Below are 15,996 nucleotides of genomic sequence, written 5' to 3' on the forward strand. Positions count from 1 at the left end.
AAGTCAACGAGGAGAAGTCAGATGACGGAAGAGCAGAAGGTTTTCGCGTACGAACAGGCAGTGCGGGCGGCGGTGGACGTGGCGACGCGAATGCCGGACCGAAACGTATTGGCAGCCGGTGACGGAAGCTGCTCGTGCTCTGACGTGGTGGAGGAGGTCGTGAAGGCCGCCCAGAAGGCGGCCCAGCTGCTTAACGAATGCGGGACTGGATGTAACTGAGGTCGTGCCGGACCTTGCGCATGTCCTCTTCGATGGCGCGGGATAGGGCTGCGATTGCCTGCGCCAACGCGGCAATCGCGGCACCTTCGTTTCGGTTTTTTGCCTCGGTTTCTGCCTGATGAGCGTAGTTGCGGGCTCCGGTGTAGCTCATGTGGTGCTCCTTTCGCGTATGGGGTTGATGTCGTTGGCCTGGAAGCCGAGATCGATTCTGACATGGCTGGAGCACCACACCTTTCCACTCTGGTCGCAGCGGAAAACACGCTGCGGTTTCACTGAACATGGAGAACATCATGAACGAAGGGCAGCCGGGCTTGGGGTACCCCGAAGAAGTGAACTCTGCGTCGAACGGCGCCGAGCAGCCGCAGGCAGCCGCAGCCGATACGGTTTCAGCGGCAGGTGGAACGGAAAACGCGTCCGCTGAACCGCAAAACGTTCCACTCGATACGGAGGCTGGCGGGGCCGCGGTGGGGGAGCCGGCAGGGAGTGGATCCGCCAGTTCCGCGCCGCTTTCGATGAGAGGTTCGAACGAAACGCTTTCGACGTCAGTGTCGACATCATCGCCCGCGGCTTCGGATGCCTCCACGTCTGCTACGACGAGCATGGGCGACTCGTCATCGAGCGCATCGACCCTCGCGAACTCAGCTATTGACGCGCCGGCGGTCGCGGCGTCGGGGGAGTCTGGCGCGAACTCAAGCGCGGCATCGCAAGGGGATGGCCTTTCGTCGTCTTCGGAGCATGGCTCCAATGGTTCGCCACGCAGCACGGCTGGTTCTAACGGTGCGCAATCGCGCGACGCTGCAGCGGCTGACGACCCAAACGCCGCTGCGTCGCCTGCGGCCGGCCAATCCGCAAGCGACACTGCATCGTCTGCGCAGGGTGCATCGCAAGACGGCGACACCGAGGCGGCTGCCTTGCACGCTGAGAACTGCTCATTGCGTGCGCAGATCGCCACGCTTGAGCGTCACATGCGAGCGGCAGGAGCCGCGAAGGATCACGCGCAATCGCTCCTGCAAAAGCTCGACGCCGGCGAGGCGATCGTGCTCGGCGACCTGCAGGCGAAGCTGCGCGCGTTCGTGGAGGCGCTGTAACGCATGACCCGAGTCGAGCCCGCCCGTGCCGTCGATTGGTTCCGCGTCCTTGAGGACGTGCGGCGGGCCGACTTCACCCTCGCGGAGATCGCGCAGTACACGCAGATCCCGCGCACGACCCTGCTCGGCTACCGCAATCTCGGCGCCGAGCCGAAGCACTACGCCGGCGTCACGCTGCTCAAGCTCTGGGCGCAGGTCACGGGCAAGCAGCCCGACGACGCGCCCACGATCCAACGCATGCCGTCCGTCTCTGACGCGCTGCGATAGACGGGAATCCGACACCCACGCGGTCCGATACTCGCCTGCACCATCCATGGAGGTGCAGGAATGTCGAAACGAACCTACGCAACGCAGGTGCCCGGCGCGGCCGCGGTCACGCCGACCGATGACGGCCCGGCGCCGATCGTCGGCGCAGACACGGAAGCGGTGCTGACCATCGCCGGCCGCGAAGTGCCGCTCGCCGAGATCGTGATCGGCGCGTTCGAGACCAGCGGCCTGTCGGTCGAGGAATGGAATGCGGCCGAGCCGCAGATGCGCGACGACCTCGTCGGCAAGAAGCGCAAGGAGGTCGAACAGACGCTCGCGAGCGCCGGCGAACTGCCCTCGCAGGAAGCAGCGCGCAAGGCCGCGGTCGCGGCCGTGAACGCGCGCCGCGCATCGCGCGCAGCGATCGATGAAGGAACGACGCAGGCGACCGCGCAGGCCTCGCGCAAGCTGCCACACTGCGACGAAATCGACCCGATGGCGATCGCCGCGCCTGTGCTCACGCAGCAGGGTTGGATCGTCCCGTCTGCCCCGCGCGAGCTGCCGCGCAGCTTCAAGTAACGGAGGCGGCCATGTGCGATGTATTCGGTGCACTGAGCGATCTTTTCGGCGGCAGCCGCGCGACTGTCGCGCCCGTTGCGACCACGACGACGTCCGCCGCGAGCGCCGCCAATACCGCGGACGCTCAGGCTGCGCAGGCGGCGAACGAGCAGGCCGCAGCCGATCGGCGCCGCCGCGCAGCGCAGAGCCTGCTTGCGACTGGCTCGGGCACGTCGAGCGGCACCAGCTCGTCGTCGGTGCTCGCCAGCGCAAAGAACACGTTGGGGCAGTGACCATGTGCTCGTCTTGGACCGACCTCATCACGCGCGGTACGTCCGCTCCCGCACCTGCGCCGGCCGCGCCGGCTCCGGATGCCGCCAGCGCTGCCGCTGCTCAACCGGATGCGCAAGGCGCCGTCGGCAAACGCCGACGCGCCGTCGGATCGGCGCTCGCCACGGGCGCGGCTGGCAGCGGCGCTGCAGGGGCAGCAACGTCCGTTCTCGCCGGTGCGAAATCCTCTCTCGGGCAATGAACCATGATCGATAGCCTCGGCGAAACCCTCGCGAAGCGCCTCGAAACGATGAAGTCGAAACGGCAGGTGCACGAGCTCGTCTGGCGCGAGTGCTTCATGCTGACCGATCCGGTGCGCGCGTCCGGCCTCGATGGTCCGCAGATGGACGCGAACCAGATCGCGCAGGCCGTCGCGCTGATCTTCGACTCGACCGCGACGGACGCGAAGCGCACGCTCGAGGCGTCGATCATGTCCGGCATGACGCCGGCAAACTCGCTATGGTTCACGATGACGGTCAACGGCGCCGACGACGAAGGCGAGCGGTGGCTGGACAGCGCGAGCGAGGTGCTCTGGCAGAACATCCACAGCGCGAACTTCGACAGCGAGGCGGCCGATGCCGTCGCGGATGGCATGGCCGGCTGGTTCGCGCTGTACATCGACGAGAACCGCGACGCCGGCGGCCTGTACTTCGAGCACTGGCCGATGGCCGGCGTCTACTGCGCATCGTCGAAGCCGGGCGGCACGGTCGACATCGTGTTCCGCTGCTACCAGCTCACGGCCGAGCAGTGCGTGCGCGAGTTCAACCGGCGCGGCGACTCGCTGCCGCAGGAGATCGTCGACAAGGCGAAGAACAAGCCCGAGGAACTGGTCGATCTCTGTCAGGCGATCTATCCGCGCGACGTGCACATGGTCGGAGCGTTGCGCGCGAAGAACATGCCGATCGCCTCGGTCACGTTCGCGTGCAACCAGAAGCAGGTCATCCGCGAGTCCGGGTATCACGAAATGCCGGTCGTCGTCGCGCGATGGAAGAAGATCCCGAACAGCGTCTACGGCGTCGGCCCGCTGCTTGACGCGCTGCCCGACATCCGCACGCTGAACGACATCGTGAAGCTCGAATACGCGAACCTCGACCTCGCTGTGTCTGGCATGTGGATCGCCGAGGACGACGGTGTGCTGAACCCGCGCACGGTGAAGGTCGGCCCGCGCAAGGTGATCGTCGCGAACAGCGTCGACAGCATGAAGCCGCTGCAGCCGGCGTCGAATTTCCAGCTTGCCGAGACGCGCATCGAGAAGCTGCAGGGACAGATTCGCAAGACGCTGATGGCCGACCAACTGCAGCCGCAGGACGGCCCCGCCATGACGGCGACGGAAGTGCACGTGCGCGTCGACCTGATCCGTCAGCTGCTCGGCCCGATCTACGGCCGCCTGCAGGCCGAGTACCTGCAGCCGCTGATCGCGCGCTGCTTCGGCCTCGCGTATCGCGCAGGCGTCTTCCCGCCCCCGCCCGACTCGCTCGGCGGCCGCAATTTCTCGGTGCAGTACCAGTCGCCGCTCGCGCGCGCGCAGAAGCTCGAGGAAGTGTCCGCGATCGAGCGCCTGATGGGCGACGTCACTGTCATCGCTCAGGTGAAGCCCGAAGCGCTCGACAACATTGACGGCGACGAGGCGGTGCGCCTGACCGCTAAAAATCTCGGCGTGCCGGACAGCATCGTCCGCACGAGCGATCAGGTCACGCAGTACCGCCAGCAGAAGCAAGCCGCCGCCGCGCAGCAACAGCAGCAACAGCTCGGCATGGAGGTACAGGGCGACGTCATGAAGTCGATCGGCAGCGCGGCCGCTAGTCGCATGGTGGCGAACCAATGAAGGCGCACATCGAAGGTGCGTCGGCCGAGCAGCGCGCGACGCCCGACGACTACCGCGTGATCTTCGAAAGCCCGGCCGGCTCGCTCGTGCTCGACGATCTCGTGCGCCGCTTCACCGGCTCAGTGTTCGTGCGCGGCGGCCACGACGGCGAGCGCGAGACAACGTACCGGCTCGGTCGGCGCGATGTCGTCGAGCACATCATCAGCATGATCAACCGCGCCAACGGCGCAGAACCCGAAGGAGAGTGACATGTCCGGCACTTCGCAACTTACCGGCAGCGGCTGGATCGCCTACGGCGCGCCGCGCACCGACGACAAGCCGTACGGCGTGCCGTACTACAGCGGCAAGCCGCAGGATCAGGTCGGCGAGAACGGCGACGTGACGATCGATCCGGTGACCCTCGTCGTCTACAAGAAGACGGCCGGCGCATGGGCCGCGCTCGCGGTGAACGGCGCCGTTACCGTGCGGAACTCTGCCGGCACCGTGACGCGCAATCTCACCGCGACGAATGGCGTCGTCACGCTCGCGGCGACGGACGCGATCGTGACGAACGGGGACACGGCGACGCTGCAGAAGTCGGACGGCACGACGTCGTCCGGCAATGCGACCCTGAACAGCCCGGCGACGGCGATCGTGTCCGCCGGCGCACTGACCGCCGTGAAGGCAGCGGCATAACGGAGGCAACATGCATTTCTGGAGGAAATATGCGCTCATGGATGCGGCGGGTGATGCGGGCGGTGGCGCAGGTGGCGGAAGCGATAGAGCCGCCGGAGTTCCGGGCGCTGCTGGCGGCGCAGCAGGCATGGGCGGATCTGCAGGCAACGCTGCAGGCGCGACAGGTGCAAACGGCGGAGCATCGGGCGGGGGCTCGGGAGTAGCTGGTTCAGTCCTGTCGGGTGGCGCATCGGGCGACGGCACGTCGGCGTCGAGTCTCGACTGGATTCCCGAGAAGTACCGCGTTACTGCTGCGGACGGCTCGATCGACCTGAGCGCGTCGGCACAGAAGCTCGCCGGCGGTTACGGCGAACTGTCGAAGCGCATGGGCGACGGCGGCGCACCGCCGGCGTCCGCCGCCGAGTATCAGGTGACGGTGCCAGAGCAGTTCAAGGAGGTCGTCGGGGACCTGAACAACGACAAGCTGTTCACGAAGTTCCGCGACGACATGCACGCGCTCGGCCTGTCGCAGAAGCAATTCGACGGGATCATGTCGAAGTACTTCGAGGTCGTGCCGGGACTTGCGGCCGGCGCGCAGCAGTACAACGCCGAGGCGGCGACCGCCGACCTGCGCAAGGACTGGGCCGACGACGCGACGTTTCAGAAGAACGTCGGCCTCGCGTTCCGCGCGAGCAACGCGGTGGCGAAGGCAGCGAACATGTCGTTCGACGATCTGGAAAAGGCCGGCCTCGCCAACAATCCGACGTTCATCAAGATCATGGCCGCGCTTGGCCCTGAGTTCTCGGAGGACACGCCGGCTGGCTCCGGCAACGGCGGCGGTTTCATGTCCGAGGACGAGGTGAAGAAGCTCCTGATCTCCGAGGCAAACACGAATCCGAAGCACCCGGATCACAAGGCGACGCGGGCGCGGATCGACGCGTTCTACAACCGCAAATACGGCAACACGCCGATCGCCTGAAGAACCCACGCAGCAGCCACTTCGCCCCGCCTTCGCGCGGGGCTTTTTTATTCGTGCGCCATTTGGTCGGGATTCCGACAGGCACGTCGGTCGAAGATGCAACGCATTCGGCCCGCGGTGGCGCGCGGATACCCGACCAGCCCGATAGCTCGAGTTCGCCGACGAGAGCGCGTAACACAGGCCCGGCAACGGACACCCTGAAGGCGACAAGACGACATCGAACCTTTTGGGAGTTCTCTCACCATGAGCACGAACAACGAAACGATCACTCAAGCCTTCGTGCAGCAGTTCGCCGACGGCTACATCATGGCCGCGCAGCAGAAGGAGTCGCGGCTGCAGTCGACCGTCATGGCGTACGGCGACGTCACGGGCTCGAGCTTCACCGCGAACAACATGGGCGCGACCGAAGCAAACGACGTCACGTCGCGTCTGTCGGACACCGTGTGGAACGACAACCCGAACGACACGCGCGTCGCGCTGATGCAGGACAAGGACTGGTCGACGCCGATCGACAAGTACGACCTGCCGAAGCTGAAGGCGAACCCGCAGGGCACGTACATGCAGAACGGCCTCGCCGCCCTCAACCGCAAGAAGGACGCGGTGATCTATCAGGCGCTGATCGGCAACTCGATCACGCGCGCCGGCGAAGCGCTGCCGTATGGCTCGATCGCGCTGCCGTCGTCGCAGAAGATCCTCGACGGCGGCGTCGGCATGACGAAGGCGAAGCTGATCACGGCAAAGAAGCTGTTCCGCAAGAACGAAGCCGACGAGCAGAATGGCGAAGACCTGTACATGCTGTACGACGCCGAAATGCTCGAGGACATCCTGAGCGACACGACGCTCACGTCCGCCGACTTCATGGCCGTGCAGATGCTGCAGGACGGCAAGCTGTCGGGGCGCTGGCTCGGCTTCAACTGGATTCCGTACGAAGCGCTGAACACGGCCGGCACGGTCAAGACGACGGTCGCGTACACGAAGTCGTCGACGCAATTCGGTGTCGGCCTGAACCGCGACATCGACATCGGTCCGCGCCGCGACAAGCGCAACGCGATCCAGATCTACATCGGCGAGTCGTACGGTGCCGTGCGCACCGACGAGAAGAAGGTCGTGACGATCGACTACCAGTTCTGAGCGTGATGTGACGGGCGGCGCCGCGCGCCGCTCTCCATCGATCTCGACACGAAACAGGAGCACATCATGGCAGAAACCAACTCGGTACAGATGGCGAAGGTGCTCGGCGCGCCGAACGCAAAGCTGCAGCCGAACGAAACCGGCGGCCGCTCGCGGATCATGTTCGCGACGATCACGTCTGTCGCTGGCCAGATCAACGACACGGTCTACTTTGGCCGAATCCCTGGTGGTGCGCGCATCTCGTCGACGCGCATGAACAACGCAGCAGGTACTGCGTCATCGACCATGTCGCTCGGACTTCGCAAAACCTCGGACAAGACGGTCATTTCAGCAACGGCGCTCGCGGCTGCTACGTCCATTGCGGCGGCGCAGAACATCGACGTGACGAACACTGGCGCGCTCACGAACGCTGGTCAGTCGTATGTGACGCCGTACGAGGTGGACGTCTACGGCACGATCGCAGGCGCCGCGACGCCGGCCTCGCCGGGTCAGCTGATCTCGGTGACCGTGCACTACGTACTGGACTGATCCGCGCCCTTCCCGGCGCGGCGTAGGAGTTATGCCGGGGGCGCTTGCTCCCGGCATTTTTGTTTGAGGCGACCATGACCAGTAGCGTTTCGATTTGCTCAAGCGCATTGCTGCAGCTCGGCGACAAGCCGATTTCGTCTTTCGATGAACCGACGGATCGTGCACTCGTTTGCTCGAACCTATACGCAGAGGTGCGCGATGCGATGCTGCGCGCGCATCCGTGGAATTCGTGCACGAAACGTGTGGTGCTCGCGCCGCTTGCCGAAGCGCCGCCCTTCGACTATCCGTACCAGTTCCAGCTGCCGGCCGACTGGCTGCGCACGATTCAGGTCGGGAGCCGCAAGTGCCCGCTCGACTACGCGGCCGAAGGCAATCGCATTCTGGCGTTCGTCAATGCCATGCCGTTCGTCTATATCTTCCGAAACGAGAACGAGGCGACGTGGGAATCGACGCTGGTAGACGTCGTCACGAAGGCAATTAAGGCCGCGATCGCGTATCCGATCACGCAGTCCGCAGCGATGGCCCAGACTGCGCAGACTGAATTCGCAGCCTTCCTCAAGCAGGCGAAGGCGATCAACGGACAGGACGACGACACCGAGACGATCGGCGACTTCCCGTTGCTCGAATCGCGTCTGTCAAGCTACACGACCCCGCCCGGTCGTGCGCCGGGGCGGTAAGTCATGGCGAAGATCACCACCATTCAGTCGAATTTCAACGCCGGCGAGCTGTCGCCACCGCTCGAAGGTCACATCGACCTTGACCGGTACGCGAACGGCGTGAAGACAATGCTCAACGCGATTCCGCAGATCGAGGGCGGCTCGCGCCGGCGCTCGGGCTTCCGCCAGATCGCGCGCACGAAAACGACTGGCACGACGCGGCTGATCCCGTTCGTGTTCAGCAAGTCGCAGGCGTACTTCGTCGAGCTCGGCGATTCGTACGCGCGTTTCTACTCGGTCGACGGACAGATTCAGCAGAGCGGCGTTCCGATCGAGATCTCGACGCCGTGGTCGGCCGACAAGGTGTTCGAACTGGAATACGCGCAGGGCAGCGACACGATGTTCGTCGCGCACCCGTCGATGCCCATGAAACGGCTCGTGCGCGTCCTGCAAACTGCGTGGGCGATCAGCGATGCGCCTTTCGATCCCGGCCCCATCGACGAGATCGGTACGCGCCCCGCGGTGTCGATCGTGCTGTCCTCCACGGTGCCGGGAACGGCTAACGTAACCGCGTCCGGCGCCGCGTTCCTGCCGAGCGACGTCGGCCGCAACATCGTCGCGGGGCCCGGTGTCGCCGAAGTGATCGCGGTCTCGACATCGACCAGCGCGACCGTGTCGATCAGCAGCGGCTTCACCTCGACATCGTTCGGGCCGAACGGCTGGAAGCTCGACGGGTCGCCGCGCGTTGCCATCACGCCGAGCAATGCGAAGCCGGCCGACAGCGCCGTGACGCTGGTCGCCGACGGCGCGGCGGTCGCGGTCCAGAAAGTCAGTCTGACCGGAACGACGATGACACTGCAGAGCGTCAACGCGCATGGGCTGTCGGTCGGACAGCAGTTCGTGCTCTCCGGATTCGAGTCGGCGGGGCTCGACGGGCTCTACACGGTGGCGACCGTCCCGGATGCAACGCACATCACGTTCAACTTCACCGGCACGCTTCTCGAAGGCAGCGTGCTTGGCGCGCTGTATCCGTATGGTCTCGGGCAGGCATGGCGCGCGAGCGACGTCGGTTCGTACGTCACGTTGAACGGTGGTCTGATCGAGATCACGCAGGTGGTCGACGCATCGAAGGCGTACGGCCGCATCGTCAAGGAATTGTCGGCGACGATCACGGCGCCCCCGGACGGGTGGATGCTCAAGACGTTCATGTGGAACCCGACCGACGGCTACCCGTGCGCGGTCAGCTTGTACCAGCAGCGGCTGTACGCGGCCGGCTCGAGCGGCTATCCGGAACGCGTGTGGGCGAGCGCGACGGGACTCTACTACGACTTCACGCCCGGCACCGACGACGGCGACGGCTTTTCATACGACGTCGCGTCCGATCAGGTGAACCAGATCATGCACCTCGCGTCCTCGCGCATCCTGACCGTGCTCACGCAGGGCGAGGAATTCACGATCGACGGCGGCTCGGTCGGCTCTATCACGCCGACGAACATCAACGTGCGCAGCCAGTCGATCTACGGCACTGCCCGGCCTCGGCCGGTGCGCGTCGGGAACGAGCTGATTTTCCCGCAGCGCGCGGCGAAGAAGATCCGCTCGATGGCGTACGACTTCAACACGGATTCATTCCGCTCGCAGAACCTGACGCGGCTCGCCGCGCACATCACCGAGTCGGGCGTCGTTGATATCGCGTTTCAGGCCGAGCCGACACCGGTCGTGTGGATGGTGCGTGCCGATGGCGTGCTGATATCGATGACGTACGACCGTGACGAGAACGTGTGCGGCTTCGCTCGTCACACGACCGACGGCGCATTCAAATCCGTTTGCTGCATTCCGGGTGCCGACGGTGACGTGCTTTTCGCTGTCGTGCAGCGCACCATCAACGGCAACGTCGTGCAGAACGTCGAACGGCTCGACGCCGGCGTGCAGACCGACGCCGCGATTATCGGCTCGAGCGATACGGGCGGAAATGTGTGGACGAACCTCGGCACGCTGGAAGGCAAAACGTGCGACGTGAAAGCGGACGGCGTCTTCATGGGCCAGTTCACGGTGATCGACGGGCAGGTCACGCTGCCGCGGCAGGCCAAAACGTTCGAGATCGGGCTGCATTACGACAGCACGATCGTCGCGCTGACACCGAATCTGTCGGGCGGTCTCGGCACGTCGCAGGGCAACCAGCAGCGCACCGGCCGCGTGATCCTGCGTTTCCTGAATACGATCCGGTGCCTCGTCAACGGCCAGATCATCCCGTTTCGCGGCTTCGGCGAGAACGTCCTGAACAAGCCGCCCGAGCCCTTCACCGGCGACAAGGACATCACGGAGTTCGGATGGGACTCGTCGTCCGAAATCACCATCACGCAGGACCAGCCGTACGACTGGTACGTGCTCGCGCTCCTGCGCCAGTTCACCGTCAACACGGGCTGAAACCATGATCCGAAAAGCAACGCCCCACGATATTCCCGCGCTCGTCAAGCTCGGCTCCATCATGGCGGCCGAGTCGCCGCGGTATCGCCGCTACCGCTTCTCGTCGGCGAAACTGGCCGCACTGTTCGAGAGCCTGATCGAACGTCCGGACGGATTCCTGATGCTGGCCGAGCGCGACGGCGCACCGATCGCAGTCATGGCCGCGACCGTCGTTGCGCACTGGATGTCCGAGGACAAGATCGCATGCGACTTCGGCCTATTCATCGATCCGGCGCACCGCGGCGGCATGCTTGCTGCGCGCTTCGTGCGCACGTATCGCCAATGGGCGCGCGAGCAAGGCGCGATCGACATATTCCTCGGAATCTCGACCGGCGTGCACGTCGAGCAGACGGCGCGCTTCTACAAGACGCTCGGCCTCATCGAGGCCTCAATCACTTTCGAGGTGCCGCATGTGTGATCCGGTGACGATCATGGGGGCCGTGACGACGGGTGCAAAGCTGCTGCCCGCCGTCGGCTCGGTGCTGACTTCCGCGAGCGGCGCGTCGCAGCAGGGCGACGCAGCGTCGCAGGCGGCGATGTTCGCGGCGCAGCAGAGCTTGATGCAGGCCGACCAGACGCAGGCGGCCGGTTATCAGCAGGCGAAGCGAATCCGCGAGCAGGGCGCGAGCACTGTCGGCCAAGCGAACGCGTCGCTGGCCGCGTCGGGCGTGAACGTCGGCACTGGCACATCGAACGACGTGCGCCAGCGCATCACGCAAAACACGGAAATGGACGCGCTCAATTCGATCCTGAACGCCGACACGCGCGCGACTGCGCTGCGCGGTCAAGCAGACATGGACATGCGGTCGGCTCAGGGTCAGTCGCGCGCCGGCGGCGTCAATGCGCTTTCGTCTGTGCTGTCGGGCGCATCGAACTTTATTACCGGCTGGAAGAAGCTGGCCAGCTCGTAACCTGGAGGACACATGGCACGAATTCCACTAGGCGATCCGGCGAGCGTCGTTGCGCAGCCCGGTCCGGCCGTTCAGGCAAGCCCGGATGCGTTCGGCGGTGCAGAAGCGCGGGCAGTGCAGGGGCTTGGCGCGGCTGGTACTCAGCTCACGGCGGACATCTTTCAGCAGCGTCAGAAGCTCGATCAGGATCTCGCGCGCACGAACGCAGCCGTCATGTTCCAGACGCACGAGACGAACGTGAAGTCGTCGAAAAAGGACCTCGATGAGCAGTTGCAGAGTGGTCAAATCGACCAAATTGCTTATGTCGCGGCACTGAAAGATGCGCAGAAGCAGTCGTTCGACTCGACGATCGGCGCGCTGCCGGACAACCATTTCAAGAACATAGCCACGATCCAGGCGCAGGGGCTCGACCGCACGGTGACGCTCGGCATGCAGGAGGTGCTGACGAAGAACACGCAGCAGCTCATCGCTGCGAATGCGGCCACGCTGCTCGACACAGCGGGCAAGAGCATCGCGACGAATCCGGGTGGTATCGACGCAACTGTCACCAGCACGAGATCGGCATACCTGAGCGCCGCCGCGTCGGCCGGCATCCCGAAGCAGCGCGCCGAACAGGTCGCGCAAGACTGGGCCGACAGCCAATACGCGGCGCACGCGCAATCTGCCGCGATCGCCGCGCGCGGCAACGGCGACCTCGCCGCGCTCACGCAGTTGGAGAAGGACCTGACGTCGCCGGATGGCTACTACGCCGGCAAGCTCGACGCGGGCAAACGCAATCAGGTGCTCGCCTCGGTCGTCTCGAACCGGCTGTCGCTGCAGAACCAGATGACGAGCGAGCAGCAGGCACGCGAGCGCGAGGCGGTGACGGCATTCAACCAAGCTACCGATCTGATGACGCAGGGCAAGCGCTTCAGCCCCGAGTATGTGCAGCAGCTCACGGCGGCCACGCGCGGCACCGCGCTCGAGCAGCAGACACAAGGCGTCATCAAGCAAGCCGCGGTTGGAGCGTCGTTTTCGACCCTGTCCGTGCCGGAGATGCGCGCCGCGGTGCAGGCGAATGAATCGAAGCAGAACCAGTCCGGCACCGACCCGCTCGAAGCGGCCGCGATCAAACAGCAAAAGCAGATCCTGACCGCGACCGACGAGGCGTACAAACGCGACCCGTGGAACGCGGCGCTGGAACGCGGCGCAATCGATGTCGTGCCTCCGATCGATACATCGGGCATTACGCAGCTCGCGTCTTCCCTCGCGGCGCGCGCTCAACTGGCGCCGGTCGTCGAGCACAAGGCCGCCCGCCGCGTGTCGCTGCTGACCCCGGACGAGGCGCGCAATGTGCTGCAGACGATCGACGCGCTGCCGACGAACACGAAAGCACAGGCGCTCGCGCTGCTTGGCCGCTCGATGGGGAACGCCGCGCGCATCAACGATCTCGCCGAGCAGTGGAAGGATAAGAGCCCGGCGGCGGCGCTCGCGATGAAGGCTGGCGCAGCTGATCCGTCTGGCGGCCCACTGATGATGCAGAGCGGCATGCCCGTCGCGCAGTACATCCTCGACGGACAAGACGCGCTTGCGAACAAGCTGGTGAAGGTCGACGCGGCGGCCGCGACCGGACTGCAGGCGACGATCGCGAAACGCATCGGTGACGCTCTGCCGCCGCAACAGCTCGGCGATGCGCGCGAGACGGCGTACTTCGCCGCGGTGGCGAGCGCGCGCAAGAACGGCCGCGACGTGCCGAACTCGACCGACGTCGAGACGGGCATCAACGTCGCGACCGGCGGCCTCGCGAAGACGGGCGGCATCGACCCGCGCGGCGACCGGTACATGGCCGCCAAACCGTGGGGCTGGTCCGACGACGATTTCGATGGAGGCGTCAAACAGGCGTCGATCACCAACATCGAGAACCAGCCCGGCGGACGGCCTGTCGACAGCGTGATCGCGAACGGAACGAAGATCCCGATCGACCAGTTCATGCAGCAGTTCGCGAGCTATCGACTGCAGCGCGTCGGCATCGGCGGCACGTACACGGTGCTCACCGGTGCTCGTCCGGTAACGGACACGACCGGCGCGCCGCTGCTCATCCACCTCACGAAGCCCGTACCGAAGCGCTGATATGCCGATCGATCCCCTCTACGAAGACACGACCAGCGCCTACCTTTCGGGGCAAGGCAATGTGCAACTGCCGCCGGAGCCGCGGCCGCAACCGTCAACGGGCCTCGGTTCGCTCGGATTGGCGGTCAGTCTCGGCGCCGTGCAGGGTGCGGCGCGGCTCGCGGCCGGCGCGGCTGACCTGACGGCCGGCGCAAGCCAGATGCTGACCGATCCGACCGAATCGCTGCTGAATCCGCAGGTGCAAGAGGAAACGGACCGGCGGCTCGGCGAGACGTTCAGGAAGCAGCGCGAGGGCACGCTGTTCACGTCGGCCGCAGGCCAGCGACTGTACAGCCTGTCCGACATGCTGCGCCCTGATCCGCAGAACACCACGACAACCGATCAGATCGTTCAGGGCGCCGTAAGCGGCCTCGTTCAGATCGTGCCGGCCGCGGTGCTCGGCGGACCGGTCGCAGGTGCCGCGGTGGGCGGCGCATCGATTGGTCTCGGGCGATCCGAAGAACTGAAGCGCGAAGGCGTCGACGTCGGCACGCGCACAGCGGTCGGCGCGGTCGAAGGCGCGCTTGGCGCCGCCGGCGCAGTGCTGCCCGCAGGGGGCTCGACCATCGCCCGCACGCTCGGGCTCGTCGCGGTTGGCGGCCCCGGTATGGCGATCGGACAAAGCACCGCGGAGAAGGCGATCCTGAAGAACGCAGGATATGACCACCTCGCGGACCAGATTGACCCGCTCGACCCGACGAACCTCGCGGCCTCGACGCTGATGGCTGGCTTCTTCGGAGGGCTGCACGCAGGCGGCCTCGCGTCGGCTGCGCGCACAGCGCGCAATGCCGATCCGTCGACGCCTCTGCCGAGTCTTGACGTTGCCGCGCGAAAGGCGCTCCCCTATAACTCGCCGATCCTCGACGCATACGCGACGCAGGCTGCGCAGCGCGAAGGCGTGCCGCCGGCCCTTCTTCTGTTCATCAAGAACCGCGGCGAAATGTCGAACAGCGATCAGGTGTCGCCGGCCGGCGCGAAAGGCGTGATGCAGTTCACGAAAGAGACGTGGGCGGCGTACGGCAAGGGGGATCCGAAAGACCCGCTGAACTCGATCGACGCGGCCGCGCGATACGCGAAAGACCTGATCAAGCGCTACGATGGCGATCTGCGCGCGGCCGTCACGGAGTACAACGGGGGCGTCGAGCAGGCGCGCGCCGTTCAGGCTGGCGGCTCGCCGACGCATCCCGAAACGATCGGATACCTGAAGCGCTACGACGACTATGTCGCGAACCACGCCGTTGACGACGTTCGATTCAACCCGTCCCCGCAGGAAGTCGACGCCGCCCTGACGGCGCGCGGGCAGCGCATCGTTGACGACGCGTACGTGTTCGGCTCGCCGGAGGATGTGAACGGCATGGCCGCGCATCAGGACGCATTCGAGCTCGCGGCGCGACAGATGGACGACGGTGGTTTCCCGGACGTGTCGCGCTACTTCACCCCGGACGATCTCACGCGCGCGAACGCGCTCGATGGTCTGATTGCCGACGCCGAGTCGTACCGCGGAGATCTGGCCGCACAAGCGGCGAACCTCGCCGAGCCGGGCGCCGTGGCGCAGGCCCGCGCCGAGCTGGAAGCGTTGCGCGCGAACGCACCCGATACGTCGCCTGAAATGGTGAAGGAGCTGACACGCCAGCTACAGGAGCAGGGCACGAAGTACAAGGCCGCGGCCGCCGAGGCGCAACGACGCATCGACGCGGCGCAGGCCGACCACGAGGCGCAGGTCGCGCGGCTCGAGGGCATGATCCGCCAGAACGCCGAGGCGCAACGCGCGAGCGAGCAGTTGCCGACGCTCGACTCGCAGATCGAGCAAATGCGCGCCGCGCGCGCCGGCATCGACGCGCCGGCTACGCGCCGCACGGCGATCGCGGATTTCGTATCGAGCATCGCCCGCGCGCAGCGCGAGGCCGATCGCTCGCCGGCGGTGCGCCGCGCTGAAGTGACGCAGCGGAATGCCGATGTGACGGTAATGGCCGCCGAGCAGACGCCGTCTGCCGGCGATATCCTCGCTGCCGCCGTGCGCGACGTGACCGGGACTGGTGAACCAGCAGCGCGGCCGCCGACCGCCGTCGAGTCAAACCTTCGCGAAGCTGCGGCGGTGACGCCCGACGCTCAGGTCGAATTCGACGCGACGGCCGGCGAGTTCCGCGGATCGCTGCGCGACGCACTCGACACGATCGACGCCGAGCATGCTGCGACGATGGCCGACGCCAAGCTGTTCGAGGTGGCGGCGAACTGCTTTATCACGACTCTGGGGTAATCC

18 protein-coding genes are annotated in these 15,996 nt (G+C 65.8%); 17 read left to right on the forward strand and 1 reads right to left on the reverse strand.

Features of this window, described 5'->3' with window-relative positions; genetic code table 11:
• The first annotated feature begins 21 nt into the window (after positions 1-21).
• Positions 22-219: a hypothetical protein gene (locus tag BUB20358_RS08900; protein ID WP_035971941.1), complete on the forward strand. Its 198-nt coding sequence runs from the start codon at positions 22-24 to the stop codon at positions 217-219.
• On the opposite strand, the gene BUB20358_RS08905 is transcribed toward BUB20358_RS08900, so the two are convergent.
• Positions 191-370, reverse strand: a complete 180-nt coding sequence (locus tag BUB20358_RS08905; RefSeq protein WP_123806822.1) for a hypothetical protein — start codon at positions 368-370, stop codon at positions 191-193. The two genes, BUB20358_RS08900 and BUB20358_RS08905, sit on opposite strands and share 29 nt — an antisense overlap.
• A gap of 127 nt (positions 371-497) precedes the next feature.
• On the opposite strand from BUB20358_RS08905, the gene BUB20358_RS08910 reads away from it, so the two are divergent.
• From BUB20358_RS08910 to BUB20358_RS08990, 16 genes are all read left to right on the forward strand, one after another.
• On the forward strand, positions 498-1,307 hold the full coding sequence (locus BUB20358_RS08910; protein ID WP_006763720.1) for a hypothetical protein: 810 nt from the start codon (positions 498-500) through the stop codon (positions 1,305-1,307).
• Between the two features lie 3 nt (positions 1,308-1,310).
• Entirely contained in the window at positions 1,311-1,574 is a 264-nt protein-coding gene (locus BUB20358_RS08915) for a hypothetical protein (protein ID WP_045552423.1), read from the forward strand.
• A 60-nt stretch (positions 1,575-1,634) separates the two neighbouring features.
• Positions 1,635-2,132, forward strand: a complete 498-nt coding sequence (locus BUB20358_RS08920; protein WP_035971942.1) for a hypothetical protein — start codon at positions 1,635-1,637, stop codon at positions 2,130-2,132.
• 11 nt (positions 2,133-2,143) lie between these two features.
• Positions 2,144-2,404 carry a hypothetical protein gene (locus BUB20358_RS08925; protein ID WP_035971943.1) on the forward strand — a complete coding sequence of 87 codons (261 nt, stop codon included), beginning with the start codon at positions 2,144-2,146 and terminating at the stop codon, positions 2,402-2,404.
• A gap of 242 nt (positions 2,405-2,646) precedes the next feature.
• A complete protein-coding gene (locus BUB20358_RS08930; protein ID WP_006763721.1) occupies positions 2,647-4,266 on the forward strand; it encodes a portal protein in 1,620 nt (539 codons plus the stop codon).
• Entirely contained in the window at positions 4,263-4,514 is a 252-nt protein-coding gene (locus BUB20358_RS08935; protein WP_035971944.1) for a Bbp19 family protein, read from the forward strand. Before BUB20358_RS08930 ends, BUB20358_RS08935 begins: the two co-directional genes overlap by 4 nt.
• A 1-nt stretch (position 4,515) precedes the next feature.
• Positions 4,516-4,941 (forward strand): hypothetical protein, encoded by a 426-nt coding sequence (locus BUB20358_RS28315; protein WP_223296932.1) that lies wholly within the window; start codon positions 4,516-4,518, stop codon positions 4,939-4,941.
• A gap of 10 nt (positions 4,942-4,951) precedes the next feature.
• The gene (locus BUB20358_RS08945; RefSeq protein WP_123806824.1) at positions 4,952-5,899 is read left to right on the forward strand and encodes a hypothetical protein; all 948 of its coding nucleotides are present in this window, start codon (positions 4,952-4,954) and stop codon (positions 5,897-5,899) included.
• A 243-nt stretch (positions 5,900-6,142) separates the two neighbouring features.
• Positions 6,143-7,030 carry a phage capsid protein gene (locus BUB20358_RS08950; protein WP_006763722.1) on the forward strand — a complete coding sequence of 296 codons (888 nt, stop codon included), beginning with the start codon at positions 6,143-6,145 and terminating at the stop codon, positions 7,028-7,030.
• A 66-nt stretch (positions 7,031-7,096) separates the two neighbouring features.
• Positions 7,097-7,558 carry a hypothetical protein gene (locus BUB20358_RS08955; RefSeq protein ID WP_105773944.1) on the forward strand — a complete coding sequence of 154 codons (462 nt, stop codon included), beginning with the start codon at positions 7,097-7,099 and terminating at the stop codon, positions 7,556-7,558.
• 44 nt (positions 7,559-7,602) lie between these two features.
• Positions 7,603-8,235, forward strand: coding sequence for a phage connector family protein (locus tag BUB20358_RS08960; RefSeq protein WP_223296933.1), 633 nt, complete (start codon positions 7,603-7,605; stop codon positions 8,233-8,235).
• Between the two features lie 3 nt (positions 8,236-8,238).
• Positions 8,239-10,638, forward strand: coding sequence for a phage tail protein (locus BUB20358_RS28320; protein WP_223296934.1), 2,400 nt, complete (start codon positions 8,239-8,241; stop codon positions 10,636-10,638).
• Positions 10,639-10,642: 4 nt separating this feature from the next.
• The gene (locus tag BUB20358_RS08975; RefSeq protein ID WP_035971948.1) at positions 10,643-11,095 is read left to right on the forward strand and encodes a GNAT family N-acetyltransferase; all 453 of its coding nucleotides are present in this window, start codon (positions 10,643-10,645) and stop codon (positions 11,093-11,095) included.
• On the forward strand, positions 11,088-11,588 hold the full coding sequence (locus BUB20358_RS08980) for a hypothetical protein (protein ID WP_094190535.1): 501 nt from the start codon (positions 11,088-11,090) through the stop codon (positions 11,586-11,588). The genes BUB20358_RS08975 and BUB20358_RS08980 overlap by 8 nt, the downstream gene beginning before the upstream one ends.
• 12 nt (positions 11,589-11,600) lie before the next feature.
• Positions 11,601-13,697 carry a hypothetical protein gene (locus tag BUB20358_RS08985; protein ID WP_006763727.1) on the forward strand — a complete coding sequence of 699 codons (2,097 nt, stop codon included), beginning with the start codon at positions 11,601-11,603 and terminating at the stop codon, positions 13,695-13,697.
• 1 nt (position 13,698) lies between these two features.
• Positions 13,699-15,993, forward strand: a complete 2,295-nt coding sequence (locus BUB20358_RS08990) for a transglycosylase SLT domain-containing protein (RefSeq protein ID WP_006763728.1) — start codon at positions 13,699-13,701, stop codon at positions 15,991-15,993.
• Positions 15,994-15,996: the final 3 nt, after the last annotated feature.

This window comes from Burkholderia dolosa (assembly GCF_902499135.1).
GTDB lineage: Bacteria > Pseudomonadota > Gammaproteobacteria > Burkholderiales > Burkholderiaceae > Burkholderia > Burkholderia dolosa.